This window comes from Pandoraea fibrosis (assembly GCF_000807775.2).
In the GTDB taxonomy this organism is placed as follows: domain Bacteria; phylum Pseudomonadota; class Gammaproteobacteria; order Burkholderiales; family Burkholderiaceae; genus Pandoraea; species Pandoraea fibrosis.
Window position 1 is genome coordinate 4,314,763 of record NZ_CP047385.1, and the last position, 24,960, is coordinate 4,339,722.

A 24,960-nucleotide genomic window follows, 5' to 3' on the forward strand; every position below is an offset into this window, starting at 1 on the left:
TCGTGTCCCCCGTCCGCTTACGTGGAAGAGGCCGAACGCGCCTTGTCGGCACGGAACCAACGGCGAAATCGCATCGGATCCCAGATACCCTTGGGCAGAAACAGCACGATCAATACCAGGATCAGGCCGTTGACCACAAGGCGGAAGTCGTTGAACGCACGCAGCAATTCCGGCAACAACGTCAGAATGGTGCTGCCCAGAACCGGACCCACCAAGCCATTGATACCGCCCAGAATTGCCATCGTCAGAATCTCGACGCCACGGTCGAACCCGAATTCGTTCGGACCGATGAAGAACGTGAGATGCGCATTGAGCGCCCCAGCCAGACCGGCCAGCACCGCCCCCAGCACGAACGCCAGCATCTTGTAGCCGGTGACGTTGATCCCCATGAGGCCCGCCGCCGTCTCGTCTTCCTTGATGGCTTCGAAGGCGCGACCGACCTTGGAGCGACGCAGACGCCACAACACGGCAAGGGCAATCACGACAGCACCCGCCACATGCCACCACTGCGTGAGCTGCGGAATGCCATTCAGGCCGAGTGCACCGCCGGTCAGGTCTTCGGTATTCAGAATCAGCACGCGCACGACTTCGCCGAAACCGAGCGTCGCCATCGCGAGATACACGCCCGACAGACGCAGCGTCGGCTTGCCGATGATGAATGCGACCAGCGCCGGTGCCGCCATGCCGCCCGCGAGCGACACCGCGAACGGCGTGTCGTAATTCATCGTCAGCAATGCGGCGGTATAGGCGCCAATGCCCATGAATGCCGCATTGGCCATGGCCAGCATGCCGCACGAGAGCGTGAGGTAAATCGACAGGGCCAGCAGCGCATTGGTGCCAAGAGTCAGCACCAGATTGCTGTAAACCGCCCAGAAATTATTGAACCAGTCCATTGCGCCCCCGTGATTACGCTTTGCGTTCGAGCACTTTGCCGAACAACCCCTGCGGACGCACCAGCAGGATCAGGAACAGCAGGCCGAACGCCACGGCGTCGCGCATGTTCGAACCGATATACGCGACCGACATGACCTCGGCAAAGCCAAGGAACAAGCCACCGATCATCGCGCCCCGGATGTCGCCCATGCCGCCCAGAATGATCACCGCAATCCCTTTGTGCAGCATCGGCTGCCCCATCAGCGGGAACACCGCGTTGGAGTACAGCCCGATCAGCACGCCGGCCATGCCACCCAAACCCGCCGCCGCGAACGACGTCGCCAGAAACAGGCCCTCGACGTTGATCCCAAGCAGATAGGCCGCCTTCGGCGATTCGGCAATGGCGCGCAGCGCACGGCCCAGTTGCGTCTTCTTGATCGTGGTGATGAGCACGGCCATGAGCGCAAACGAGATGAAGATGATCGCGAGTTCAAGCGCCGTCATGTGCACGCCGGCGACGGTCAGGGTCTCCTGCGACACGACGTCGTAGGGGAAACGCAGGTTTTCCGCACCGAAAATGCCCTGCACACCGTTGTTGAGCAGAATGCCCACGCCAATGGTGGCGATCATCGGGATCAGGTGAGGCGCACCGCGTTTGCGCAACGGTTTGAGCACCAGCACATCGATGAGCAAGCCCAGCAGACCGGCGACGATGACCGCCGTCAGCATGCCCGCCCACAGCGGCAGATGAAGACGCGCGATGGCTTGCAGCGCCGCGTAGGCGCCGACCATGAAGACCGCGCCGTGCGAAAGATTGATAACGCCAAGGATGCCGAACACGAGTGTGAACCCGAGCGCGAACAAGGCGTACACGCACCCGAGGGAGAGCGCGTTGACGAGTTGCTGTTCCAGCATGGTGTGTATTCCAGCCTGAGGGACGAAGGCGCGCGTCGTGATGGGGGACGGCGTGCGCCAGAAACGCCGATGGGCGTAGCGCCTTTCGGCCCTACGCCCATGCGGACTTCTTCAAGTACTGCCGGGCTGCTTACTTCTCGATGACGTACTTGCCACCCTTCGTCACGCTGACGATCGGTGCCTGTTGTGCATCGTAGCCTGCCGGCTTGCCGTTCTTGCCCGTGGCCTGACGGAACGCAAACTTGCCCGTAGCGCCTTCGTGCGTGACCTTCGGCAGCGCGTCGCGCAGTGCCTTGCGATCCGCTTCCAGATTGCCCGAGATCTTCACGTTCTTGATCGCACCGGCCGCGATGTACATCGCGTCGTAGGCCTGCGCTGCGAACTGGTCCGGTGCCACGTTGTACTTCGCCTTGTAGGCGCCGATGAACTTCGTGTTGGCCGGCGTATTGTTCTCGATCGACCACGGGCTACCCACCCACAGGCCATCCGAGCTGCCCTTGGCCAGATCGAACACCTTGACCGAGTTCATGCCGTTGCCGCCGATGAACGGCACGTTAATGCCCAGCTGACGGGCCTGCACCATGATCGGCGCGCCTTCGGCGATCAGCGCCGAGAGCACGATGGCGTCGGGGTTGCTCGCCTTGATCTTCGTGAGCTGCGCCTTGAAGTCCACGTCGCCCTTGGCGAACGTTTCGGTCGTCGTGACCGGGATCTTCAGGTCTTCCAGCGCCTTCTTGAAGTTGTCGTAGCCGCTCTTGGTAAACACGTCGTCGTTGCCGTACAGCACCGCGACCTTCTTGATGCCCGCGTGCTTGGCCGCGACCTTGATGGTCTCGGGCAGCACGTCGGCTTCGGTCACCGAATTGCGGAAGATGAAATCGCCGATCGACGTAATGCCGTCGGCCGTATTCGACGTACCGAACGCCACCGTCTTGCCGGCTTGTGCGATCGGATCGGCAGCCTGTGCCGAGTTCGACAGCGTCGGGCCGAACACCATGAGCACCTTGTCCTGGAAGATCAGCTTCTTGAAGACGTTGATCGCCTCTTCCTTCTTGCCTTGCTCATCTTCGACCTGCAGTACGAGCTTGTTGCCATTGATGCCGCCAGCGGCGTTGATTTCGTCAGCAGCAAGCTGGAAACCGTTTTTGATGGCTGCGCCGTATTGCGCAGCACCGCCCGACAGTGCTTCGGCCACACCGATCTTCAGATCGGCTGCGTGGGCCGCAGCCACCATCCCCGTAGCGACAAGCGCGCTCAGCAACTTGGTCATGGTGCTTTTCATGAGTCCTCTTCCTCCAATACCTAGTCTCTAGTTATGAGAAGGCGCGCCTTATGAGCGCGCCCATTACCCTAACTACCGTGTCCGTTCTTAAGCCACGGCTTAAGAAAACTCCTAAGGATAACGCAAACCGCCTGCGCCGGACACGACAAATGGGTTTTTGCCCCGTTATGGCGCATAAACGCAACGCATTTATCGCGCCATAACGGCTTTTCGCAGCATCAATGACCGGCGATGGTCATTTGTTCAATCAGGATTGACCCCACCTCTTTGGTACCGCGCACGAGCGTGTCGGCCCCGATGGCGACGATCTGGCGGAACATGTCGTTCAGGTTGCCCGCCAGCGTGATTTCCTCAACCGGGTACTGAATCTCGCCATTCTCGACCCAGAAGCCCGACGCACCACGCGAATAGTCGCCCGTCACGTAGTTCACGCCCTGCCCCATCAGTTCGGTTACGAGCAACCCCGTGCCCAGCTTGCGCAGCATCGCCCGGAAGTCGTCCGTCGGCGCCGTGAGCTTGCTGTACATGCGCAGGTTGTGCGAACCGCCGGCGTTACCCGTCGTCTGCATGCCCAGTTTGCGAGCCGAGTACGTCGACAGGAAATAACCCTGCACCACGCCATCGCTCACGACATCGCGAGCGCGCGTCTTCACGCCCTCTTCGTCGTAGGGCGCACTGCCCATGGCCCGTGGGACATGCGGATCTTCGTGAATGCCCACGTGCTCGGCAAACACCGGCTTGCCCAGCGTGTCGACGAGGAAGGTGGCCTTGCGGTACAGCGCGCCACCACTCACGCCCTGCACGAACGCCCCCAAAAGTCCGGCGGCGAGCGGGGCTTCGAACAGGACCGCGCATTTGCGCGTGGAAAGCTTGCGAGCATGCAGACGCGCCAGCGCGCGCTCGGCAGCGTAACGGCCAACCGACTCCGGAGACGCCAGATCGCCGGCCGCTCGCTTGGACGAATACCAGTCGTCGCGCTGCATATGGCTGCCCGAACCGGCAATCGGCGAGACCGAGAGGTAGTGACGCGAATACGGATAGCCCGACAGGAATCCCCGGGTCGTGCCCAGCATGAACTGCGAATGCTGCGCCGACACGCCAGCGCCTTCGGAGTTGCGGATGATCGGGCTCACGTCGAGCGCCGCCTTCTCGGCGCGGCGCGCCAGTTCTACCGCTTCATCAGCGGTAATGCGCCACGGATGGAACAGCGACAGATCCCGCGGATGCATTTCCAGCAGATCGGACTCGGCGAGCCCGGCACAGTCGTCCTCTGCCGTGAAGCGGGCGATGTTGTAAGCGGCGTCTACCGTGTCGTGCAACGCCTTGCGGGAGAAATCCGACGTGCTGGCATTGCCGCGACGCTGGCCGATGAAGACCGTCACACCGACGAGCTTGTCGCGGTTGCGCTCGATGGTCTCGACCTTGCCGCGCCGCACCGAAACCGACAGGCCGTCGCCCTCGGAGATTTCGGCGGCCGCATCGGTTGCGCCGAGCGAACGGGCGTATTGCAGTACGTCGCTGACGATTTCCTTGAGTTGATCCTGGGTATGCGTGAAGTGCTGGGTCGCTTGGGACATCGGCGCGATTGGGTCAGTAGCTGAATAGGAACCGCCATCTTAGCGCGACTTCCTCACCATCGTGCGTGGGCCCAGCAACTATTTGGACGGCGCGCGCCGCGTTACAATAGCGCCCATGACGCACATTCACCGCTTTAACCGTATCGCTCACAGCGAGCTTGCCGACGAAGGCCCGAGCAAATCCCAGCGCAAGCGCGAGTCGCATGCCTTGCAGGATCTGGGCGAAGAACTGGTCAATCTTGGCAAGGACGCGCTCGCCCGCGTGCCAATGCCCGACAATCTGGAACGGGCCGTCCGCGACTGCCGCAAGATCACCGCGCACGAAGGCCGCCGCCGCCAGATGCAGTATGTGGGCAAGCAAATGCGCACCCTCGACGAGTCGGAAGTCGAGGCGATTCGCCGTGCCCTGGACATCATCAATGGCGTCTCGAAGGCGGAAACCGCCAAGCTGCACGCCCTCGAGCGCTGGCGCGAACGCCTGCTGGCCAAGGACGAAGCCCTCACCGAGTTGCTCACCCAGCATCCGGAAGCCGACGCCCAGCAACTGCGCACGCTTGTACGCAACGCGCGCCGCGAACAGGCCGCGCAAAAGCCGCCCAAGGCCTTCCGCGAACTGTTCCAGGTCCTCAAGGACCTGCTTGGCACCGGGGCGTCCAGCACCGCCGAAGCTTCGGACGATGCCGATAGCGATCTGCCGGAATTCCCAACCCGCGAGGAAGACTGATGGTCGCCCGCTCCCATCCGGACGAACTCCGCGTAGGCCTCGTGTCGATCAGCGATCGCGCGAGCCAGGGCACGTATGAGGACCAGGGCATCCCCGCCCTTCAGGACTGGCTCGCCAGCGCGCTGGCTTCGCCGTGGGTGGCCGAAACGCGATTGATTCCCGACGACGCCGACGGCATCACTGCGACCCTGATCGACCTTGTCGACACGCTGAAGTGCGATCTGGTATTGACGACGGGCGGCACAGGACCGGCGCGGCGCGACGTCACGCCGGAAGCCACGCTGCGTGCCGGCACGAAGGAAATGCCCGGCTTCGGCGAACAGATGCGTCAGATCAGTCTGCGCTTCGTCCCGACGGCGATCTTGTCGCGTCAGGTTGCCGTCATCCGGGAGACGGCAGATCACGCCGCGCTTATCATCAACCTGCCCGGACAACCCAAGTCGATCAAGGAAACGCTCGAAGGACTGCGCGACGCCGACGGCAAGTCGATCGTGCCCGGTATTTTTGCTGCCGTGCCGTATTGCATCGATTTGATCGGCGGGCCGTACATCGAGACGGACGAAGGCATCTGCAAGGCCTTCCGCCCCAAGAGCGCGATTCGCGCACCGAAATCGTCGTAAGCACCTGCCAGGCTGATCTTCCGGGCGTCTGCTCCGGTGATCCTAAACAAAAACGCCAGCGATTTCGCTGGCGTTCTTTATCGTGCGGCCGGCCTCGTCGGGCTTCAGGCGGAGACCGGCGCCGGAGCATCCGGTGCACCGGGCACGGCCGTTTTCAGGAAATGCTCGCGGTAGTACACCAGTTCGTCGATCGACTCATGGATGTCGGCCAACGCCGTGTGAGCCCCGCGCTTCGTGAAACCCTTGTAGACCGTCGGTTCCCAGCGTCGGCAAAGCTCCTTGAGCGTGCTGACGTCCAGATTCCGGTAGTGGAAGAAGGCCTCGAGCTTGGGCATGTGACGCGCCATGAAGCGGCGATCCTGGCAAATGGAGTTGCCACACATCGGCGACTTGTTCGGCGGCACGTACTGAGACAGAAACTCGATCAGTTGGGCTTCGGCCGAGGCTTCATCGATGGCGGACGCCTTGACCCGGTCGATCAGACCCGAGCGGCCATGGGTCGACTTGTTCCAGTCGTCCATGCCATCCAGAACGGCGTCGGACTGGTGGATCGCGAAGACCGGGCCCTCGATGCGACGCGTCAGCGCAGAATCCGTGACAACGACCGCCACCTCGATGATGCGGTCGCTATCGGGCTGCAAACCGGTCATTTCCATGTCGAGCCAGACCAAATTGAACTCGGCGCGGGCGAGCGTCGTCCCGGCAGCGGCAGACGTGGGATTTTGGGAGGGAATGACAGACATGATCGGAAGACTCTGGAAAACGCATCGGTAGGCGACCGGCGCGGCGCCTGACCGGTCGAAAGAACTTATAATTCTCGCATACTTCGGATTCTCCTAAAGCGCATGTTCACTTATCTCTTCGTGATCTTCCTGCTGGCGATGGTCATGACCAAGCTCTGGCTGGCCGCCCGTCAGGTTCGCCATGTGGTCGCCCATCGGGCCGCCGTTCCCGAACGGTTCGCCGATACGATCACGCTGACCGACCACCAGCGCGCCGCCGATTACACGGTCGCCCGCACGCGGCTCGGTATGGCAGAGATCTTCGCGCAGGCCGTGCTGCTCGTTGCCTTCACGCTGCTTGGCGGGCTGAACCTGCTGCACATCGGCATCTCGGAATGGCTTGGCGAAGGGTACGTGGGTCAGATCGCGCTGATTGCCGCCGTCCTGCTGATCTCCGGCCTCGTCGACCTGCCGTTCACCTATGTGCGACAGTTCGTGATCGAACAGCGCTTCGGCTTCAACCGGATGTCGCTCGGATTGTTCATCGTCGACATGATCAAGGGCACCGCCATCGGCGTCGTGCTCGGGTTGCCGTTGCTCTTTGTCGTGCTGTGGCTGATGGAGCGCGCGGGGCCGCTGTGGTGGCTGTACACATGGATTGTGTGGGTTGCCTTCAATCTGTTCGTGCAGTTCATCTTCCCGCACGTCATCGCGCCGATGTTCAACAAGTTCGAGCCGCTCGCGGACGCGTCGCTGGCGCAGCGCATCGAAGGCCTCATGCAGCGCTGCGGGTTCGCCGCTCGCGGTCTCTTCGTGATGGACGGCTCCAAACGCTCGGCCCATGGCAACGCGTACTTCAGTGGCTTTGGCCGCGCCAAGCGCATCGTGTTCTTCGATACGCTGATCGAGCGCCTCTCGCCCGCAGAAATCGAGGCGGTGCTGGCCCACGAGCTGGGGCACTTCAAACGCCGTCACATCACCAAGCGCCTGATCGTCGCCTTCGCACTGTCGCTGGCGTTCCTCGCGCTGCTGGGCTGGCTGGCCGGGCGCACGTGGTTCTACACCGAACTCGGTGTGATGCCGTCCATGACCGGTAGCAACAATGCGTTGGCGTTAGTGCTGTTCTTCCTCGTGCTGCCTGTGTTCGGCTTCTTTGCGAGCCCGCTGAGCAGCCTGACGTCGCGCAAACATGAGTTCGAAGCCGACGCCTTCGCCGCCAGCCAGACGCAGGCCAGCGATCTGATCAATGCCCTCGTGAAGCTGTACCAGGACAACGCCTCGACGCTCACGCCCGACCCGGTCTACACCGCGTTCTATTACTCGCATCCGCCTGCCTCCCAGCGTATCGACCGTCTGCTGGGGCACGCATGAAGCGAAGCAGCAGAGTGAAGACGGCGCCGGTCGAAACAAGCGCTCAGGAACGACGCCATGGCCGCGTAGCCGCTGCGCATGGTCGTCACTACGTTGTGGAAGCCGACGACGGCGAGACGGTGCTCTGCTTTCCGCGTGGGAAAAAGAGCGAGATCGCGGTTGGCGACGAGGTCGCGTGGGCCCGCACGGGGGATCAGGGCGTCATTGAAGAGATTCTGCCGCGGCGCAACCTGCTCTATCGTTCGGACCAGTTCAAGAGCAAGCTCTTCGCTGCCAACATCGACCAGTTGGTCATCATGCTGGGGACCGAGCCGTACTTCAGTGAGGATTTGCTCGGGCGCGCACTCGTGGCAGCAGAAGCCAACGAATTGCGGCCCTTGATCGTCCTCAACAAGACAGACGTGGTGGACGCGCTGCCGGCAGCGCGCGAGCGTCTGGCACCCTATCGCGCGCTGGGTTACGAGGTGCTGGAACTGTCGGTGCGTGCCGATCCGGAAACGGCGAAAGCATTATTGCTGCCGCGCCTCGCGCATCAGGCCTCGCTACTGCTCGGGCAGTCGGGCATGGGCAAGTCCAGCCTCGTGAACCTCGTTGTGCCCGACGCCGATGCGGCGACGCGCGAGATCTCCACCGTGCTGAACTCCGGCAAGCACACGACCACCTTCACGCGCATCTTCCATCTGCCCGATGGCGGATTGCTCATCGACTCCCCCGGCTTCCAGGAGTTCGGCCTGCATCACCTCAAGGAAGGCGCACTGGAGCGAGCCTTTCCCGAGTTCCGCCCTTTGCTCACCGGATGCCGGTTCTACAACTGCCATCATCTGAAAGAGCCGGGCTGCGCCATTCTCGAAGCCGTCGCCGATGGGCGGATCTCGAAACAGCGTCATGCGCTATATGCGCAGCTCGTTCACGAATCGGAGCAAGAGATTCCGTATTGAGCGCGTCGGCCAATCGGGACCGGCAATAAAAAACCCCGCCTGCGCGGGGTTTTTTATTGTTAGCGATTGTTCGCAGACGTCAGCCCAGCCACACGGCGAGCGTGAGCAGCAGCAACAACAGCATCCACAACAGGACGGCGCGCCACACCAGCCCCACCGCTGCCTGAAGCGTCCGCGGCGTGCATTCGCTGCCGACCGGCAGCACGGCGTCGTCGACTTGATTGAGTGCGTCGACGCTGGAGACTTCCGCGAGCGGCCCCGTGAGTCGCGCGCCGAGCGCACCGCTGCCCGCAGCCAGCAGAATGCCTTCGTTTTCGTTCGGCCATTGCTTGGCGTAGTGCCGCCACGCGTAAATGGCGTCTTCAAAGTTACCCACGATGGCGAAGCCAATCGCCGTCAAGCGTGCCGGCACCCAGTCGATCACATAAAACGCCTTGCGTGCAAAGGCGCCGAACGCGGGGCTGCGATCCGGAACGTTTTCGGTCCAGCGACGCGACAGATATTCCGCAAGGCGGTAGAGCACCGCGCCCGCCGGACCGACCGGCATCAGGAACCAGAAGAACACGCCGAACACGTGGCGATGCGACGCAATGACCGCGTGCAACAACGTGTGGCGCACGATCTCGTCCACCGGCATGTCGACGGTATCGATACCAATCCATTGGCGCAAAATTTCACGCGCTTCGTTCACGTTGTCGTTGTTCAACGCGACGTGAATGTCGGTGAAGTAGTGACTGAACTGCCGGAAGCCCATCGTCAGATATACGATGAACACGTTCCACGCGAAGCCCAGGAAAATGTTGACCCGCATGAGCAGGTAGTAAATGACGCCGACCGCCAGCACAAAGGGCAACACGACGACCAGCCATGCAAGCACGCCGTGGCGCGGTTGTCCCGCGTCAAAGCTCTGCGAAGTGTGGGTCGCGTGGGAGCGAATCAGGTTGTAGATCGGGTTTTGCGTGGAGAGCGCACGCACCTGCTCGAGGATCAGCGCGAGGAGTACCGAAAAGAATGTCATGCGTGCGTTCAGATCACCAGACGGAATGGTGTAACGATAGCACAGCTTCTCGCGAATGCCCGCCCCAAGCGCCTCTGCGGCGCACTCACTTCACAGATCGAGCGGACAACTCGCGAAAACGATTCGCCTTTCGCATCAAGCCCGCAGAAGTTGATAGAAATTACGCAGCATGCCGGCCGTCGCCCCCCAGATGAAATACTCACCGCCTGCCGGCTTCGGATAAGGCATCGCGTAAAAGCGGCGCTCACCTACCTGATAGTTGAAGACGCGAATCTGATGATGCGCGGGGTTCATCAGAAAATCGAGCGGGACCTCGAAAATCTCGTCCACTTCTCCCGCGTCGGCCACGAGATCGAACGGTGGCTTAACCAAACCCACGACCGGCGCGACACGAAAACCGGTGCCCGTTACGTAGTCCGGCAAGCTGCCAATCACTTCCACCACCCCGGAATCCAGCCCGATTTCCTCTCGCGACTCGCGCAAGGCCGTCGCAATCGGTGTCGGATCGTCGGGCTCACGACTGCCACCGGGGAAACTGACCTGTCCGGCATGCGTGCTGAGATGCTGCGTTCGCCGGGTGAGCAATACCGTCGTGCCATGCGGACGCATGACCAGCGGCACGAGCACGGCGGCAGCGCGTGGTGTGAACAGTGACGGGGAAGCGAGTTCGATGGCGCCCGACTCTGGCGTCCAGATCGGTGGACTGGCGAGGCGATCTCGTAACGCTTCGGCCGTCAATCGCTCAGCCGGCACCGTGGGCTCCCCTTCGCCCGTCGAGACGATGGGTAACGCTTCAGGATGCAGGATGAGAGGTGGCGCCACGTAGACCTTTGAACGAGAAATAACTTTGCTATTTTAACGAGGAAGCGGGAAATGCGTACACGCGAAGAAAATGCCAATCCCCCGGCAATTCGCAGCATTCAATGGCGATGACGCGCTGCCGCATTCGTATGGATCGGGCGCGACACAATGAAAAAAGCACCCCGAAGGGTGCTTTTTCCATGCGGCTTTGGCTGCGCCCGGCCACGAGGTCGCCAGGCGTAGCGGCGTCCGATTTACTCGGCAGCAGCAGTGGTCTTGCTCTTGAACGTGAGCTTTTCCTTGATACGTGCCGACTTGCCCGAACGCTCGCGCAGGTAGTACAGCTTGGCGCGGCGAACATCACCACGACGCTTGACTTCGATGCTGGCGATCAGCGGCGAGTACGTCTGGAACGTACGCTCAACGCCTTCACCCGACGAAATCTTGCGAACGATGAACGCCGAGTTCAGGCCACGGTTACGCTTGGCGATCACAACGCCTTCGTAAGCCTGGACACGCTTGCGCGTGCCTTCCACAACGTTCACGTTGACGATCACGGTGTCGCCCGGGGCGAAGTCGGGGATCGTCTTGTTCGCGGTCAGACGCGCGATTTCTTCCTGCTCGATCTTAGCGATCAGATTCATTTACCACTCCTTGTGCCATCGTATCGGCGTTATATACCGGCATGCCGGCCCCGACAGAGGATGGGTTCAAACCGAATGCCGTCCCCATGACGACACCCGTTGCCTACTTGGCCGACGTATCGGCCCGCAGGCTTGTCAGCCATGCCTCATCGGCACGACTGAGCAATCCGTTGGCACGCGCGCTCTCGATCAGATCGGGACGCTTGCGCCAGGTGTTGGTCAACGCCTCACGGCGCCGCCATTTTTCAATCTCGGCGTGATGCCCGCCCAACAGCACATCCGGTACGCGTACCCCTTCGTACTCTTCGGGCCGCGTGTAATGCGGGCAATCGAGCAGCCCATTCACGAAACTGTCCTGCTCGGCCGACTGTTCGTCGTTCAGCGCTCCCGGCAATAGCCGAATGAGCGAATCCATCAGTGCCATGGCGGGCAACTCACCGCCCGACAACACGAAATCGCCAACGCTGACCTCTTCGTCCACCACCCGATCGATCAAACGCTGATCGATGGCTTCGTAGCGACCACAGAGCAAAATCAATCCTTGCTCCTGTTCGCGCAATTCGACCACCCGACGATGCGTGAGCGGCTTGCCCTGCGGCGACATCAACAACACACGACCGCGCGGCACGCCGGCCTCGGCCTGCGCCGCTTTCGCGGCGTTGATCGCGTCGTCGAGCGGTTTGGCGAGCATGACCATGCCCGGACCGCCGCCATACGGTCGATCGTCGATCGTGCGGTAGTTGTTGTGCGTGAAATCACGCGGATTCCAAAACCGCAGACCGTAGCGCGACTGCTTGAGCGCCCGGCTGGTGACGCCCCAGTCGGTCAGTGCCCGAAACATCTCGGGAAAGAGCGTGACGACGTCAAACTGCATCAGACCGGTTCCGTCCAGAGGTGCCCGGACGCAACAACGGCCGGGCGATCAATCGGTATGTCAGTAATCGAGACCCCAGTCGGCCACAATACGCCCCGCCTCGACATCGACGGTCTGCACATATTGGCCCACGAACGGGATCAACCGCTCAGCGGTCTTCGCCGGCTTATCGTCGGCGGCAGGCACGTCGTAGACGACACGCAACACAGTGTGCACGCCGTTATCGAGCAAACCGACAACCTTACCCAGCGATTCGTCCTGCAAATTCGTTACCTGGGCACCGATCAGGTCTACCCAGTAGAACTCGTCTTCGCCAGCGGTCGGAAACGCACTGCGCGGCACCCAGACCTGAAGGCCCTTGAGTGCCTCGGCGGCAGTGCGGCTGTCGCTGCCGCGCAATTGCGCAACGACCGTACCGGAATGCCCCCGACTGTGCAGCACATTGGCCTTGGTGTAGACCGACTCACCGGGACGACGGAAATACCAGCATTCTGCGGCCAAGAGCCCATCGCCCTTGCCTGTGTGCGGCTGCACCTTAATCCAGCCGCGAATCCCGTAGGCATCGCCGATGTAACCCAGCTCGACGAGATCATCGGGCACTTCGGTCACCGGGGCGAGCACCTGCTCAGCGCGCATGCCAGCGGCACGCCGCGCCTCAGCGCCGATTTTCAGCGGTACCCGCTCACGTGCGGGTCGAGCGGAACGAACCATGCCAATCCAACGTTGTGACGAACACACGGCGATGCCCGCTCCAGATCGCTCGGGAACAGGCACCGCCGTTAAATTCTCATGCCGCCGGCAAACCGACAGCAATGCGTACAGCTCGATTAGCTGAAGCGCTTAGGCAGCAGCCTTGGCGCCTTGCTTGATCAGACGAGCCACGGTCGGCGACAGTTGTGCGCCAACGCCTTGCCAGTAGGTCAGACGGTCCTGAGCAATACGCAGACCTTCCGTGCCTTCGGCAGCGACCGGGTTGTAGAAGCCAATACGCTCGATGAAGCGACCATCGCGACGGTTACGCGAGTCGGTTGCAACGATGTTGTAAAACGGGCGCTTCTTCGCGCCGCCGCGAGCCAGGCGGATAACGACCATAATAAATCCTTGTGAATCCAGAAGTGTTCGGACAGAAAACGCGTGATTATAGCGCAAAACCCTCGTCAAAACAAACACTTCCCCCGACCTCAACCTTGCCCCGCTCTGGCACACCCGGATTGGACGCGCGATGCCGGGGCGTCCGAGGGCATCGCCGCCTGCGAGCGCTGGTCTACAATGCACCCATCCTGTGAGCGGAGCGAGTCCGGCATGCGACGATTTCTCGATGGATGGCAACAGCCCTTTCGGCCGCAATGGCCCACATGGTTCAGCGTAAGCCTTGGCCGATTCACGCAATTTGTACGTTGGGCCAGTCTGTTTATCGCCACAGGGGGCGCGCTCGCACCACAGTTGGCTGCCGCACGCGACGCCCTTCCCATTGAACGTCTCTCCCTGCCTCCCGGCTTTTACGTCGAAGTCCTCTCGGATCAGGTTCCCGGAGCCCGGGGCATGGTGCTTGGCCCCAAGGGCACGTTGTTCGTGGGCAGCCGGGCACAGGGGGCTGTCTATGCCATCACGCTAGACCCATCCCGCGCCTATGCCGCGAAAGTCCGGACCGTAGCGTCAGGGCTGAACATGCCCGTCGGCGTGGCCATGCGCAGCGGCGCCCTCTATATCTCCGCAGTTTCACGCATCGTCAAGCTCGACGACATCGAGAACCGCCTCGACAACCCAGGCCAACCTTCCGTCGTCTACGACAAGCTGCCAGGCGAGAGCCATCACGGCTGGCGGTATATCGCGTTCGGCCCCGATCAACGTCTATATATAGGGGTCGGCGCCCCCTGCAATGTCTGCAAGCGCGACGAGAACCGCTACGCGATGATCGGCAGCATGAAACCAGACGGCACCGACTGGCGCGTCGTCGCGCGCGGTGTGCGCAATACCGTAGGGTTTGACTGGCAACCCGGCACCAATACCCTGTGGTTCACCGACAATGGCCGAGACTTGCTCGGTGACGATGTCCCCGACGATGAGCTCAACCGACTCACTCGCACCGGGGAGCACTTTGGATTTCCCTATTGCCATGCGGGCAACGTCGCCGACCCGGAGTTCGGCCGCGAGAAGCGCTGTTCCGCCTTCACGCCTCCGATGGCGAAGCTCGGTGCCCACGTTGCCGCCCTCGGCATGAAGTTCTATACCGGCAAGCAATTCCCCGAGGACTATCGCGGCAGCATCTTTATCGCAGAACATGGCTCCTGGAACCGAAGCCGCAAGGTGGGCTACCGGGTTGTCCGCGTCGTGCTCGATACGAAAGGCAACGTCGCGAAGCAAGAGGTATTCGCTCAAGGCTGGCTGGGGGACGACGAATCTGTCTGGGGCCGGCCCGTCGACCTCCTGACCTTGCCCGACGGCTCACTATTGATCAGTGACGATCACGCGGGTGCCATTTATCGCATCACTTACCGGAAACCGTGAGGTGCCCCGATGACCTACCTCGACACCGATTCGGAAATCCGTCCCGTAAGACCACGCAAGGAACTGTCCCACGCCTTGCCCGGTCAATCTTCCACGGTACTCACGGCGCGCCACGGACATCCCCTCCTCTGTCTGTCGCGACCTATCCGCCGTCCCTGCCCTCTTCGCCACTACGTCGACACAAGATCATGACCCAACGCCCACTCTCGTTCCTGCCGTCCTCCTTTGCGTCTTACATCGCCATCCTGCTGGTACCGGCTGCCATGCTCGCCGGCTGCGCAGCGCCATCAGGCGGTGGCGCCACGCCGCCATCGGATACGTCCGGAGCGAGTGCCGCCGCCACGACCCCGGCCGATATTCTCGGGACTTGGCAACTCGTGAAATGGGAGGGCACGAGCGAGGTTCCGAATTTGCCGGAAGGCCGGGTGATCAACCTGACCTTCAACGACAAGGGCGCATTCTCGGGCACAGGCGGCTGCAATCGCATCTTCGGTCAGTACACGATCGGCCCGGGCAACGGACAGGTTAGCCTGAAGGCACCGGCCGCCACGCGAATGGCGTGCCCCGACTCCATGGCGTTCGAAGATCGCTATCTGAAGACACTGCCTCTTGTCACCCGCTTCGAGCGCCGCGACACGCAATTGACCCTGAGCGCCTCGAACGGTGAAACGCTGACCTACGCCTCGCAAACGCTGCTCAATCGCCCGGTCGCAGGCACCGGCGCGGCCAACAAGACGGAAGACCGTATTCTCGACGTCGATTCGCAAATGGCGGATTGTGTAGGAGTCGCGCCACGCAAGTGTCTGCGTGTGCGCAATGCCGATGATTCCGGCAAAAACCAGTGGGAACTCTGGTATGCCCACATCGATGGATTCGAGTGGAAGCCCGGCGTAGAATACCGCGTGAAAATTCACGGCGAACCCGTCGCCAATCCGCCCGCCGACGCTTCGAGCATGCGCTGGACGCTCGTTGAAGTCATTCGCGAAACGCCTGCCCGATAACCATTCCCAATGAACGCAGTCGCTTATAAATCCAAAACCCTGACCGCCGGCCTGGCGATGCTGTTCGGCACGCTCGGTCTGCATCGCTTCTATCTGTATGGTTTGCGCGACCGCTTCGGCTGGGCTCACATCATCGGATCGGCATGCGGCGTGGCGGGCTGGGGGCTTCTGGTCACGAGCGAACTGCGTTCGCCTGCGGGATGGGGGCTTACGATTCTCGGTGCCATTTCGCTGTTTTCGGCGTTCCTCGCGGCCATCGTCTACGGACTTCGCCCGGACGAGCGCTGGGATGCCCAGTTCAACAGCCGTGCCGGGCAGAAGTCGAGCTCGGGCTGGATCGCCGTCATCATCGTCAGCGTGTCGCTGTTCATCGGCGCGATGTTGATGATGGTCGGCTTCGCCGTCGCGTTTCAGACCTATTTCGAAACGCACGACACGCCGAATCGGCTGTCGCAATAAGCCATTCCCGTGACAACGCCCCTCGCCCCCCGCCAACGACCGACGCTGGGTTTTATCGGTGCCGGGCGTGTCGCCCGTGCTCTGGCCACAGCTACCCGCCACGCCGGTTATGACGTGACAGCCGTCGCAAGCCGGCGGATCGACGCCGCGCAGCGCATCGCGTCCGAGCTGCCCGGATGCGAGGCCCTGTCGATCGGACGTCCGGAAGGCATGAATCGCATCTTCTCGCATGCCGATCTGGTTTTCCTGACAGTCCCCGACGACGCCATCGCCACGTGCGCCGCCCATCTCGTCCCGCATGCGGGTCAGGCGCTGGTGCATTGCAGCGGGGCATCTGAAGTCGCACTGCTTGCGCCGGCAATGCAGCAAGGCGCGCAGATCGGTGGCTTCCACCCGCTGTTTCTTTTTGCCGGGCTTGACGACGACGCGTCGCGAATGTCGGGCAGTGCCATCACGATCGAGGCCGACGCGCCACTGAACGAGACGTTGCACGACCTCGCCAACGCCATCGGCTGCCGCCCGCTGTCGATACCCGCCGGCGAACGAATGCGATATCACGCCGGCGCCAACTACGCCGCCAGTTTTCTGCTGTGTCTGCTCGACGAAGCCACCTTGCTGTGGAAAGCGATCGGGATGCCGGAAGACGACGCCCGCGAAGCCATGTGGCCGCTTGTCATGGGCACCCTCAGCGCCGCTCGCGATCGCGGACTCGCCGGCGCTCTGGCCGGCCCGGTGTCGCGCGGCGACGCCGGCATCGTGGCGCGGCACACGGACGCCCTCGCCGCCATGGGCGGCAATCACGCCACGCTCTACTCGCTCCTGACGCTGCGCGCCATTCACCTTGCTCGTCAGCGGCCGAACGCGGACGCCGCCGCACTCGACGCGATCGCGCACACTATCGCGCCCTATTTGCCCCCATTCGCCCCCGAAGGCGACGCATAACGATACCCAACGCCCCCAACAAGTCCATCCGGCCGATATCAGCCGCCAAGACCCGCCTGCCCCGCCCGCTCGTCCCATCGCCATCATTCTTCTCCCCGCCCCGAATACTGTATAAAAACACAGTATAATGACAAGCATTCCTCACGGATGCCCCGCATTCGTGCCCCGGACTGCCATCAAGGAGACGAGCCATGGCTTCGTCATTCGCGCCGCCCCCGTCGCGCAAGGGCCGGGGCGCTACCGCCAATCTCGAATCACGCTATTCCGAGTTCCGTCGCGAAAGCGACGAGACGCGTCATGAATCGGACGCCGCCCAAGAATGCGAAGTCAAATTCGTGACGCAAGTCGCACTGGAGACAGCACGGACGATCATCTCGCGCAACCAATCGGCCGATATCCCGTTCGATCGTTCGATCAACCCGTATCGGGGGTGCGAACACGGTTGCACCTATTGTTTTGCGCGCCCGACGCATGCCTATCTGGGGCTCTCGCCGGGGCTCGACTTCGAAACGCGCCTGTATGCAAAGCACAACGCAGCCGAACGACTCGACGCCGAACTGCGCAAGCGCGGCTATCAGCCCGCCCTGCTCGCGCTAGGCGCAAATACCGACCCCTATCAGCCCATCGAGCGCGAATACCGCATCACGCGAAGCGTGCTCGAAGTGCTTGAACGCTTCGGCCACCCCGTTGGCATCACAACGAAATCTGCATTGGTCACGCGAGATATCGACATCCTGTCACGCATGGCAGCGCGTGGTCTGGCGCGTGTTTTCATTTCCGTGGGAACGCTCGATGCCGACATCGCCCGCAAGATGGAGCCGCGCGCCAATACGCCGTCGCGACGGATTGATGCGATACGCAAACTGACTGAAGCAGGGATTCCGACGGGAGTGATCGTGGCGCCGATCGTTCCGGCGCTGACCGACTTCGACATTGAACGGGTATTAACGACGGCGGCAGAAGCCGGTGCAACATACGCGGCTTACGTGATGCTGCGACTGCCCCGCGAGGTCCACGACGTGTTCGTCGAGTGGTTGGAGGCCCATTACCCGATGCGCGCACGCCATGTCATGAGCCTGATCGAGCAGGTGCGCGACGGCAAGCACAACAGTTCCGAATTCGGCACACGCATGCGGGGCACCGGCCTGCACGCCGAGTTGATTCGCCAGCGCTTTCATCTGGCAGCCCGCAGGTTGGGGCTCAATCAGGCCAGACCTCCTCTGCGCAACGACCAGTTCAGCGTTCCTGCGCCGACGGCCGCGACCTCGGAAGACGGGCGACTCGGCACCTCCGGCAACGTCGACCCGCAAATGCCGCTCTTTTGAGCCCGCCCGTCACTCCTCGACGTGAATGGTCAGCGTCTCCTTGATCTCCTCCATCACCACGTAGCTCTTCGACTGCACGGCACCGGGCAGTTGCAGAAGAATGTCGCCGAGCAGCTTCCGGTACTCGGACATCTCCCGGATACGCGCCTTGATCAGATAGTCGAAATCGCCGGAGATCAGGTGGCACTCCATCACCTCGGGAATTCGCAGGACTTCCCGGCGGAACTGATCGAACATGTTGCCCGACTTGTGATCGAGCGTGATCTCGACGAACACGAGCAACGACGCCCCAAGCGCCGCCGGATTCACCCGTGCGAAGTAGCCCACGATCACGCCGTCGCGCTCCATGCGCTTCACGCGCTCGATACAGGGCGTGATCGACAGACCGACCTGTTCCGAGAGGTCTTTCATCGACATTCGGCCGTCCTGCTGAAGCAACGTGAGGATGCGCCGATCCAGCCGATCCAGCGTGCGGACCGATTGCTGCTGAACTCTCATGATTTATTCCTGAATTACGGCGATATACATTAACTAAACCTAGCAATCCGAGAATAGCATGCCAATTATTACTGGATAACTATGGTTTTACAGGAGTCAACGCAATGAAGGTCATCGTTCTCGGCAGCGGCGTCATTGGCGTCACCAGCGCCTACTACCTGGCCAAGGCCGGGCACGACGTCACGGTGCTCGACCGCCAGGCCGGTCCGGCACTCGAGACCAGCTTCGGTAACGCTGGCCAGATTTCACCGGGCTACGCCTCGCCGTGGGCGGCACCGGGCATTCCGACGAAGGCCATCAAGTGGTTGTTCCAGAAGCACGCCCCGCTTGCCATCCGTCCGGACGGCACGCTCACGCAGCTCAAGTGGCTCTATCAGATGCTGCGCAACTGCACGCCTGAGCGTTACGCCGTCAACAAGGAACGCATGGTGCGAATCGCCGAATACAGCCGCGATTGCTTCCGCACTTTGCGCGCCGAGACCGGCATTCCCTACGAAGGCCGCCAGGCCGGCACGCTGCAACTGTTCCGAACCGAGGAGCAACTGGCCAACGCTGCGCGCGATATCGCGGTGCTCGAAGAGGCCGGGGTACCGTTCGAACTGCTCGACAGCTCGGCCCTTGCCACAGCGGAACCGGCATTGGCGGCGGTATCGCACAAACTCACCGGTGGCCTGCGGTTGCCGAACGACGAGACGGGCGACTGCCAGTTGTTCACCACGCGTCTCGCGGCCATGGCCGAAGCCCTCGGGGTGAAATTCCGTTACGACATGCCGATCGACGGCCTGCAAGTCGTCGGCGACAAGATCGAGGGCGTGGTCTGCGCGGGCATGATGCAGCGCGCCGACGCCTACGTTGTGGCGCTCGGCTCGTATTCCACGCCATTCCTGCGCGGCATCGTCGACATCCCCGTCTACCCGCTCAAGGGCTACTCCATCACCGTGCCGATCGTGGACGCCTCGCGCGCCCCCGTGTCGACCATCCTCGACGAGACCTACAAGATTGCCGTCACCCGCTTCGATGACCGCATCCGCGTTGGCGGCATGGCCGAAGTAGTCGGTTACAACAAGACGCTCAATCCGGCACGTCGCGCCACGCTGGAAATGGTGGTGAACGACCTGTACCCGGGTGCGGGCAACACGGCCGAAGCCTCGTTCTGGACCGGCTTGCGCCCGATGACGCCGGACGGCACGCCGATCGTCGGCGCTACCGCCCTGCGCAATCTGTTTCTGAACACGGGGCACGGCACGCTGGGCTGGACGATGTCCTGCGGTTCCGGTCAATTGCTGGCCGATCTGATGTCAGGGCGCCGGCCGGCGATTCTGGCCGACGATCTGTCGGTCGCGCGCTACAGCGGCGCGTCCGAGGCTCAGGCCCAACCGGCCTTTGCCTGACCCCAAACGGCACCTTCGGGTGCCGTTTTTGTTTGGCGCGCACGCAACGTTTGCATGAGTCGTACCCGTTTCTTGCTGTCACATCACAACAAAGGAGACGCATCATGAAAATCGGTGTACCGAAGGAGATCAAGAACCACGAATATCGCGTAGGCATGACGCCCGCAGCCGTACGCGAAGTGGTGGCACGCGGGCACGAGGTGTGGATCGAGACACAGGCCGGCGAAGGCATCGGCATGGACGACACGGTCTACGCTGCCGCCGGTGCACGCATTGCCGCCAATGCCGTCGACGTGTTCGACCGCGCCGAGTTGATCGTCAAGGTCAAGGAGCCGCAGGCGGTAGAGCGCGCCCGGCTACGCCCCCATCACACGCTCTTCACCTACCTCCATCTCGCCCCCGACCCCGACCAGACCCGCGACCTGATCAAGAGTGGTGCAACGTGCATTGCGTATGAAACAGTGACGTCAGCGAATGGCGGCCTGCCGCTACTTGCACCAATGTCCGAGGTCGCCGGTCGCATGTCGATTCAGGCCGGGGCAACGGCGCTTGAAAAAACGCACGGTGGACTGGGGCTGCTGCTTTCCGGCGTGCCCGGCGTGGAAGCTGGCAAGGTGGTGATCCTGGGGGGTGGCGTCGTCGGCACCAACGCCGCAACGGTGGCCGTCGGCATCGGTGCGCAGGTCACCGTCATCGACAAATCGGTCGACGCGCTCCGGCGCATCAGTGCGCAGTTCGGTGGCCGCGTGCAGACGGTCTACTCCACGCAGCACGCCATCGAAACGCATCTGCGCGAAGCCGATCTCGTCATCGGTGGCGTACTCATTCCGGGCGCAGCGGCACCGAAGCTCGTCACCCGCGAGATGCTCGGTCTGATGCGCAGGGGGGCGGTGATTGTCGACGTCGCGATCGATCAGGGAGGCTGCTGCGAGACGTCTCACGCCACGACACATGCCGATCCGGTCTATGTCGTGGACGGCGTGGTGCACTACTGCGTGGCGAATATGCCGGGCGGCGTACCGAGGACGTCGACGTTTGCGCTCAACAACGTGACGTTGCCCTTCATTCTGCAACTGGCAGATCACGGCCCGGTGGCGGCCATGAGGGCAGACCCACACCTGCTGGCGGGGCTGAATGTCGCACACGGCCTGGTCACCAACCGAGGTGTCGCCGACGCACTGGGGCTGGTCTATCAAGACCCGCATGTCGTATTGGCGAACCTGCCGGCTGCGGCGTAATCTCGCCGGCTCCTGGCGCTGCGTCGGACAATTTCTTCCCGGCGCAGCGCCAGTCCCGCTACCGCATCACTCGGGCGCCTGCGCGCCCTGCTGCGCGCGACGCGCTTTGCGCTCCCGGAACCAGAGACTCGCCCGGTCGAGATAGAGATAGATGACGGGGGTCGTAAACAGCGTAAGGGCCTGCGACAGCACCAGTCCACCAACCATCGCGTACCCCAGCGGACGCCGCAACTCCGACCCTGCCCCCGTGCCGAGCATCAGGGGTAAGCCCGCGAGCAGCGCACACATCGTCGTCATCATGATCGGACGGAAGCGCAGCAGGCATGCCTGATAGATCGACGCCTCCGGCGAAAGCCCATGGTCACGCTCCGCCGTGAGCGCAAAGTCCACCATCATGATCCCGTTCTTCTTCACGATCCCGATCAGCAAGATGATGCCGATCAACGCAATCACACTCAGATCGTGTCCGCCGAGCATCAGAATCAGCAACGCCCCCACGCCGGCCGATGGCAGCGTCGAGAGGATGGTGAGCGGATGGATATAACTCTCGTAAAGCAACCCCAGCACGATGTACACCGCCACCAGCGCCGCCAGAATCAGATACGGCTGCGTCGATAGCGAGTCGCGGAACGCCTGCGCCGTTCCCTGAAAGTTGCCGTTGAGCGACAGCGGGAGATTCATCTGTGCCTGCGTGCGGCGAATTGCATCGACCGCCTCGCCAAGCGAGACGCCCGGCGCGAGATTGAACGATAGCGTCACCGCCGGAAACTGGCTCTGGTGGCTGATGAGCAGGTAGTTGGTCTTGCTACGATCGATGCGGACGAACGTAGAGAGCGGCACCCGATTTCCGGTCGTCGGCGACATCAGGTAGAGCTTGTCGAGCAAAGCCGGATCGGCCTGCAACGCCGGCGTGACCTCCATCACCACGTGATAGCTGTTGATCTGCGTGAAGTACTGCGCAATCTGCCGCTGCCCGATGGCGTTGTACAGCGTGGCCTCGATCAGCGCCGGGGAGATGCCGAAGCTCGACGCTCTGTCGCGGTCGATCGTCAGCGTCGCGGTGGCGGCATTGCTCTGCTGGTCGGTTGCGAGATCCGTGAGTTGCGGCAATCGACGCAACCGCTCCAGTAACAGTGGCGCCCAGTGATTGAGTTCGTTGATGTCGGCGTCCGTCAACGTGTACTGGTATTGCGTGCGGGCCAAACGACCGCCGACATTGATGTCCTGCCCGGCCTGCAAGAACAGGTTGATGCCCTCGAGCTGCGCGAGCTTGGGCCGCAATCGGGCAATGACTTGGTCCGCAGAAAGCGTGCGCCCTGCCGCCTTCGGCTTGAGGTTGATATAGAAGTTGGCCGTATTGGCGGTGTTGTTGCCGGTATTCGCGACGAAGCTGAGCACATCGGGGTCTTGCCGCACCACATCGGCGACGCGCACTACGCGCTCACTCATCAACGTGAACGACGTATCTTGCGCGGACTCCGCAAATCCGAAAACGAACCCCGTGTCCTGCTGCGGGAAGAAGCCTTTGGGAATCACGATGTAGAGCATCGCCGTGAGTACCAGCGTCGCCAGAAACACCAGCAGCGTGATGAACTGATGCGCCAGCACCACTTGCAAACCGCGTCGATAGCCGTTCTGCATATGGTCGAAGCCTGCTTCGAACCAGCGATACAGACGACCGTGCCGCTCGGGCGGCGTATGCCGCAGAAAGCGCGAACACAGCATCGGGGTGAGCGTCAGCGACACGATCACCGAGATCGCGATCGTCAGCGTGACCGTGATGGCGAACTCCCGGAAGAGTCGCCCGACGATCCCGCCCATCAACAACAAGGGAATAAAGACTGCCACGAGCGAGACCGAGATCGATACGATCGTGAAGCCGATTTCGGCCGCCCCGCGATAGGCCGCCTCCATCGGGTCCATGCCGTCTTCCACATGGCGATAGATGTTCTCCAGCATCACGATGGCGTCGTCCACCACAAAGCCGACGGAGATCGTGAGCGCCATGAGCGACAGGTTGTCGAGGCTGAATCCGATCAGGTACATCACAGCCGCCGTTCCCATCATGGCGAGCGGTACGGTCACCGCCGGAATCAGCGTGGCCGGCAGATTGCGCAGGAACAGGAAAATCACGAGTACCACCAGCACGCCGGTCAACACCAGGGTGAACTCGACATCCTCGACCGATGCCCGGATCGTTTGCGTCCGGTCGGTCAGGATATTCACCTCGACCGCCGGCGGAATGGATGCCTGCAAACGCGGCAGCGCCGCCTTGATGCGCTCGACCGTGGCGATCACGTTCGCGCCCGGCTGCTTCGTCACGGCGAGAAACACCGAGCGCCCGCTCTTGAGCGTCTCGCTCTCCGGCATGGCGGCGCCGCGAAACGCCCATCCGGCGAAGCGGGCATTTTCCGGTCCCGCCACCGCCTGCCCCAGATCGCGCACGCGCACCGGCGCTCCCCCTCGATAAGCGACGATCACCTCGTTCCAGAGCACGGGACTGAGCAGTTGACCGTTGTCGTAGACCGTCACGCTCTGACGCGGCCCGTCGAAGCTCCCCTTCGGCGCATTGACCGTCGCGCTGGCCAGCGCGCCTCGCACCGTCTCCAGATCGAGGCCAAGCGCGGCCACCTTGTCCGGGTCCAGTTGAATGCGAATCGCCGGTTTCTGAACGCCCCCGATGTTCACCAACCCGACACCGTCGATCTGCGAGATTTGCTGCGCAAGCACGTTATCGGCGTAGTCGTTGACGACTGTGAGCGGCAAGGTGTCCGACTTGACGGACATGAGCAGAATCGGCGAGTCGGCAGGATTGATCTTGCGATACGTCGGTGGACTCGGCAGGTTGCTTGGCAACTGCCCGCCCGCCGCATTGATCGCGGCCTGTACGTCGACAGCGGCAGCATCGATGTTGCGATTCAAGTCGAACTGCAACGTGATCGACGTGGTGCCAAGCGCACTGGTCGACGTCATCTGCGTAAGCCCTGCGATCAGCGAGAACTGACGCTCCAACGGTGTGGCGACATTCGACGCCATCGTTGAGGGATCCGCTCCGGGTAGCGTGACCGACACCTGAATCGTCGGGAAATCGACCTGCGGCAAGGGTGCGACCGGCAGCAGCGGCCAGGCCGCCACCCCCACCAGAAACAAGGCAGCGGCGAGCAGCGACGTGCCGATGGGACGTTTGATGAACGTGGCGGAGATGGACATGGGCGCGGATGAGAAGGCCGGCGAGCGCG

General features: G+C 62.3%; 24 protein-coding genes. 11 read left to right on the plus strand and 13 right to left on the minus strand.

From position 1 onward, the window contains the following. Window positions 1-17 precede the first annotated feature (17 nt). From PI93_RS19040 to pmbA, 4 genes are all read right to left on the minus strand, one after another. A complete protein-coding gene (locus tag PI93_RS19040; RefSeq protein ID WP_039369221.1) occupies window positions 18-893 on the minus strand; it encodes a branched-chain amino acid ABC transporter permease in 876 nt (291 codons plus the stop codon). 13 nt (window positions 894-906) lie between these two features. Further along, on the minus strand, window positions 907-1,788 hold the full coding sequence (locus PI93_RS19045; protein WP_039369224.1) for a branched-chain amino acid ABC transporter permease: 882 nt from the start codon (window positions 1,786-1,788) through the stop codon (window positions 907-909). Between the two features lie 130 nt (window positions 1,789-1,918). Further along, window positions 1,919-3,070 carry an ABC transporter substrate-binding protein gene (locus PI93_RS19050; RefSeq protein WP_039369227.1) on the minus strand — a complete coding sequence of 384 codons (1,152 nt, stop codon included), beginning with the start codon at window positions 3,068-3,070 and terminating at the stop codon, window positions 1,919-1,921. 218 nt (window positions 3,071-3,288) lie between these two features. Beyond that, entirely contained in the window at window positions 3,289-4,647 is a 1,359-nt protein-coding gene (gene pmbA, locus PI93_RS19055; protein WP_144400479.1) for a metalloprotease PmbA, read from the minus strand. 115 nt (window positions 4,648-4,762) lie between these two features. Between pmbA and yjgA the strand changes: the two genes are divergently transcribed. Both yjgA and mog read left to right on the plus strand, forming a co-directional pair. Continuing rightward, the gene (gene yjgA, locus PI93_RS19060) at window positions 4,763-5,371 is read left to right on the plus strand and encodes a ribosome biogenesis factor YjgA (protein WP_039369233.1); all 609 of its coding nucleotides are present in this window, start codon (window positions 4,763-4,765) and stop codon (window positions 5,369-5,371) included. Beyond that, window positions 5,371-5,991: a molybdopterin adenylyltransferase gene (gene mog / locus PI93_RS19065; protein WP_039369235.1), complete on the plus strand. Its 621-nt coding sequence runs from the start codon at window positions 5,371-5,373 to the stop codon at window positions 5,989-5,991. The genes yjgA and mog overlap by 1 nt, the downstream gene beginning before the upstream one ends. 104 nt (window positions 5,992-6,095) lie before the next feature. Here the strand turns inward: mog and orn are convergent, their stop codons facing one another. Beyond that, entirely contained in the window at window positions 6,096-6,734 is a 639-nt protein-coding gene (gene orn / locus PI93_RS19070; protein ID WP_039369238.1) for an oligoribonuclease, read from the minus strand. Between the two features lie 102 nt (window positions 6,735-6,836). Here orn and PI93_RS19075 point away from each other — a divergent pair, with 102 nt between their 5' ends. Together PI93_RS19075 and rsgA are read left to right on the plus strand one after the other, a co-directional pair. Beyond that, on the plus strand, window positions 6,837-8,084 hold the full coding sequence (locus PI93_RS19075) for a M48 family metallopeptidase (protein WP_039369241.1): 1,248 nt from the start codon (window positions 6,837-6,839) through the stop codon (window positions 8,082-8,084). Continuing rightward, window positions 8,081-9,022: a ribosome small subunit-dependent GTPase A gene (rsgA, locus tag PI93_RS19080; RefSeq protein WP_039369244.1), complete on the plus strand. Its 942-nt coding sequence runs from the start codon at window positions 8,081-8,083 to the stop codon at window positions 9,020-9,022. The genes PI93_RS19075 and rsgA overlap by 4 nt, the downstream gene beginning before the upstream one ends. Window positions 9,023-9,101: 79 nt before the next feature. On the opposite strand, the gene PI93_RS19085 is transcribed toward rsgA, so the two are convergent. From PI93_RS19085 to rpsP, 6 genes are all read right to left on the minus strand, one after another. Beyond that, complete coding sequence (locus PI93_RS19085; RefSeq protein ID WP_039369248.1) at window positions 9,102-10,040, minus strand: CobD/CbiB family protein; 939 nt, start codon at window positions 10,038-10,040, stop codon at window positions 9,102-9,104. 135 nt (window positions 10,041-10,175) lie between these two features. After that, a complete protein-coding gene (locus tag PI93_RS19090; RefSeq protein ID WP_039369251.1) occupies window positions 10,176-10,862 on the minus strand; it encodes a CoA pyrophosphatase in 687 nt (228 codons plus the stop codon). A 233-nt stretch (window positions 10,863-11,095) separates the two neighbouring features. Continuing rightward, a complete protein-coding gene (gene rplS / locus PI93_RS19095) occupies window positions 11,096-11,485 on the minus strand; it encodes a 50S ribosomal protein L19 (protein ID WP_010807534.1) in 390 nt (129 codons plus the stop codon). A gap of 103 nt (window positions 11,486-11,588) precedes the next feature. Further along, window positions 11,589-12,359, minus strand: a complete 771-nt coding sequence (trmD, locus tag PI93_RS19100; protein ID WP_039369254.1) for a tRNA (guanosine(37)-N1)-methyltransferase TrmD — start codon at window positions 12,357-12,359, stop codon at window positions 11,589-11,591. A gap of 60 nt (window positions 12,360-12,419) precedes the next feature. Beyond that, window positions 12,420-13,070, minus strand: a complete 651-nt coding sequence (gene rimM / locus PI93_RS19105; protein WP_236105792.1) for a ribosome maturation factor RimM — start codon at window positions 13,068-13,070, stop codon at window positions 12,420-12,422. A 129-nt stretch (window positions 13,071-13,199) separates the two neighbouring features. Further along, the gene (gene rpsP / locus PI93_RS19110; protein WP_017234865.1) at window positions 13,200-13,451 is read right to left on the minus strand and encodes a 30S ribosomal protein S16; all 252 of its coding nucleotides are present in this window, start codon (window positions 13,449-13,451) and stop codon (window positions 13,200-13,202) included. Window positions 13,452-13,661: 210 nt separating this feature from the next. Here rpsP and PI93_RS19115 point away from each other — a divergent pair, with 210 nt between their 5' ends. The 5 genes from PI93_RS19115 (at window position 13,662) to PI93_RS19135 (ending at window position 18,594) form a co-directional block, all read left to right on the plus strand. Continuing rightward, window positions 13,662-14,867 carry a PQQ-dependent sugar dehydrogenase gene (locus PI93_RS19115; RefSeq protein ID WP_080759132.1) on the plus strand — a complete coding sequence of 402 codons (1,206 nt, stop codon included), beginning with the start codon at window positions 13,662-13,664 and terminating at the stop codon, window positions 14,865-14,867. A 188-nt stretch (window positions 14,868-15,055) separates the two neighbouring features. Then, window positions 15,056-15,868, plus strand: a complete 813-nt coding sequence (locus PI93_RS19120; protein ID WP_039369260.1) for an META and DUF4377 domain-containing protein — start codon at window positions 15,056-15,058, stop codon at window positions 15,866-15,868. A gap of 9 nt (window positions 15,869-15,877) precedes the next feature. Next, on the plus strand, window positions 15,878-16,327 hold the full coding sequence (locus PI93_RS19125) for a TM2 domain-containing protein (protein WP_039369263.1): 450 nt from the start codon (window positions 15,878-15,880) through the stop codon (window positions 16,325-16,327). Between the two features lie 9 nt (window positions 16,328-16,336). Next, complete coding sequence (locus PI93_RS19130; protein ID WP_039369266.1) at window positions 16,337-17,269, plus strand: Rossmann-like and DUF2520 domain-containing protein; 933 nt, start codon at window positions 16,337-16,339, stop codon at window positions 17,267-17,269. A gap of 191 nt (window positions 17,270-17,460) precedes the next feature. Next, a complete protein-coding gene (locus PI93_RS19135; RefSeq protein ID WP_052240592.1) occupies window positions 17,461-18,594 on the plus strand; it encodes a PA0069 family radical SAM protein in 1,134 nt (377 codons plus the stop codon). 9 nt (window positions 18,595-18,603) lie between these two features. Here PI93_RS19135 and PI93_RS19140 read toward each other — a convergent pair whose 3' ends face one another. Beyond that, entirely contained in the window at window positions 18,604-19,092 is a 489-nt protein-coding gene (locus PI93_RS19140) for an Lrp/AsnC ligand binding domain-containing protein (RefSeq protein ID WP_039369269.1), read from the minus strand. Between the two features lie 104 nt (window positions 19,093-19,196). Here PI93_RS19140 and PI93_RS19145 point away from each other — a divergent pair, with 104 nt between their 5' ends. Both PI93_RS19145 and ald read left to right on the plus strand, forming a co-directional pair. After that, a complete protein-coding gene (locus tag PI93_RS19145) occupies window positions 19,197-20,483 on the plus strand; it encodes a D-amino acid dehydrogenase (protein ID WP_039369273.1) in 1,287 nt (428 codons plus the stop codon). A gap of 104 nt (window positions 20,484-20,587) precedes the next feature. Then, the gene (gene ald / locus PI93_RS19150) at window positions 20,588-21,721 is read left to right on the plus strand and encodes an alanine dehydrogenase (protein ID WP_039369275.1); all 1,134 of its coding nucleotides are present in this window, start codon (window positions 20,588-20,590) and stop codon (window positions 21,719-21,721) included. A gap of 66 nt (window positions 21,722-21,787) precedes the next feature. On the opposite strand, the gene PI93_RS19155 is transcribed toward ald, so the two are convergent. After that, window positions 21,788-24,931 carry an efflux RND transporter permease subunit gene (locus PI93_RS19155; RefSeq protein ID WP_039369278.1) on the minus strand — a complete coding sequence of 1,048 codons (3,144 nt, stop codon included), beginning with the start codon at window positions 24,929-24,931 and terminating at the stop codon, window positions 21,788-21,790. Between the last annotated feature and the right edge of the window lie 29 nt (window positions 24,932-24,960).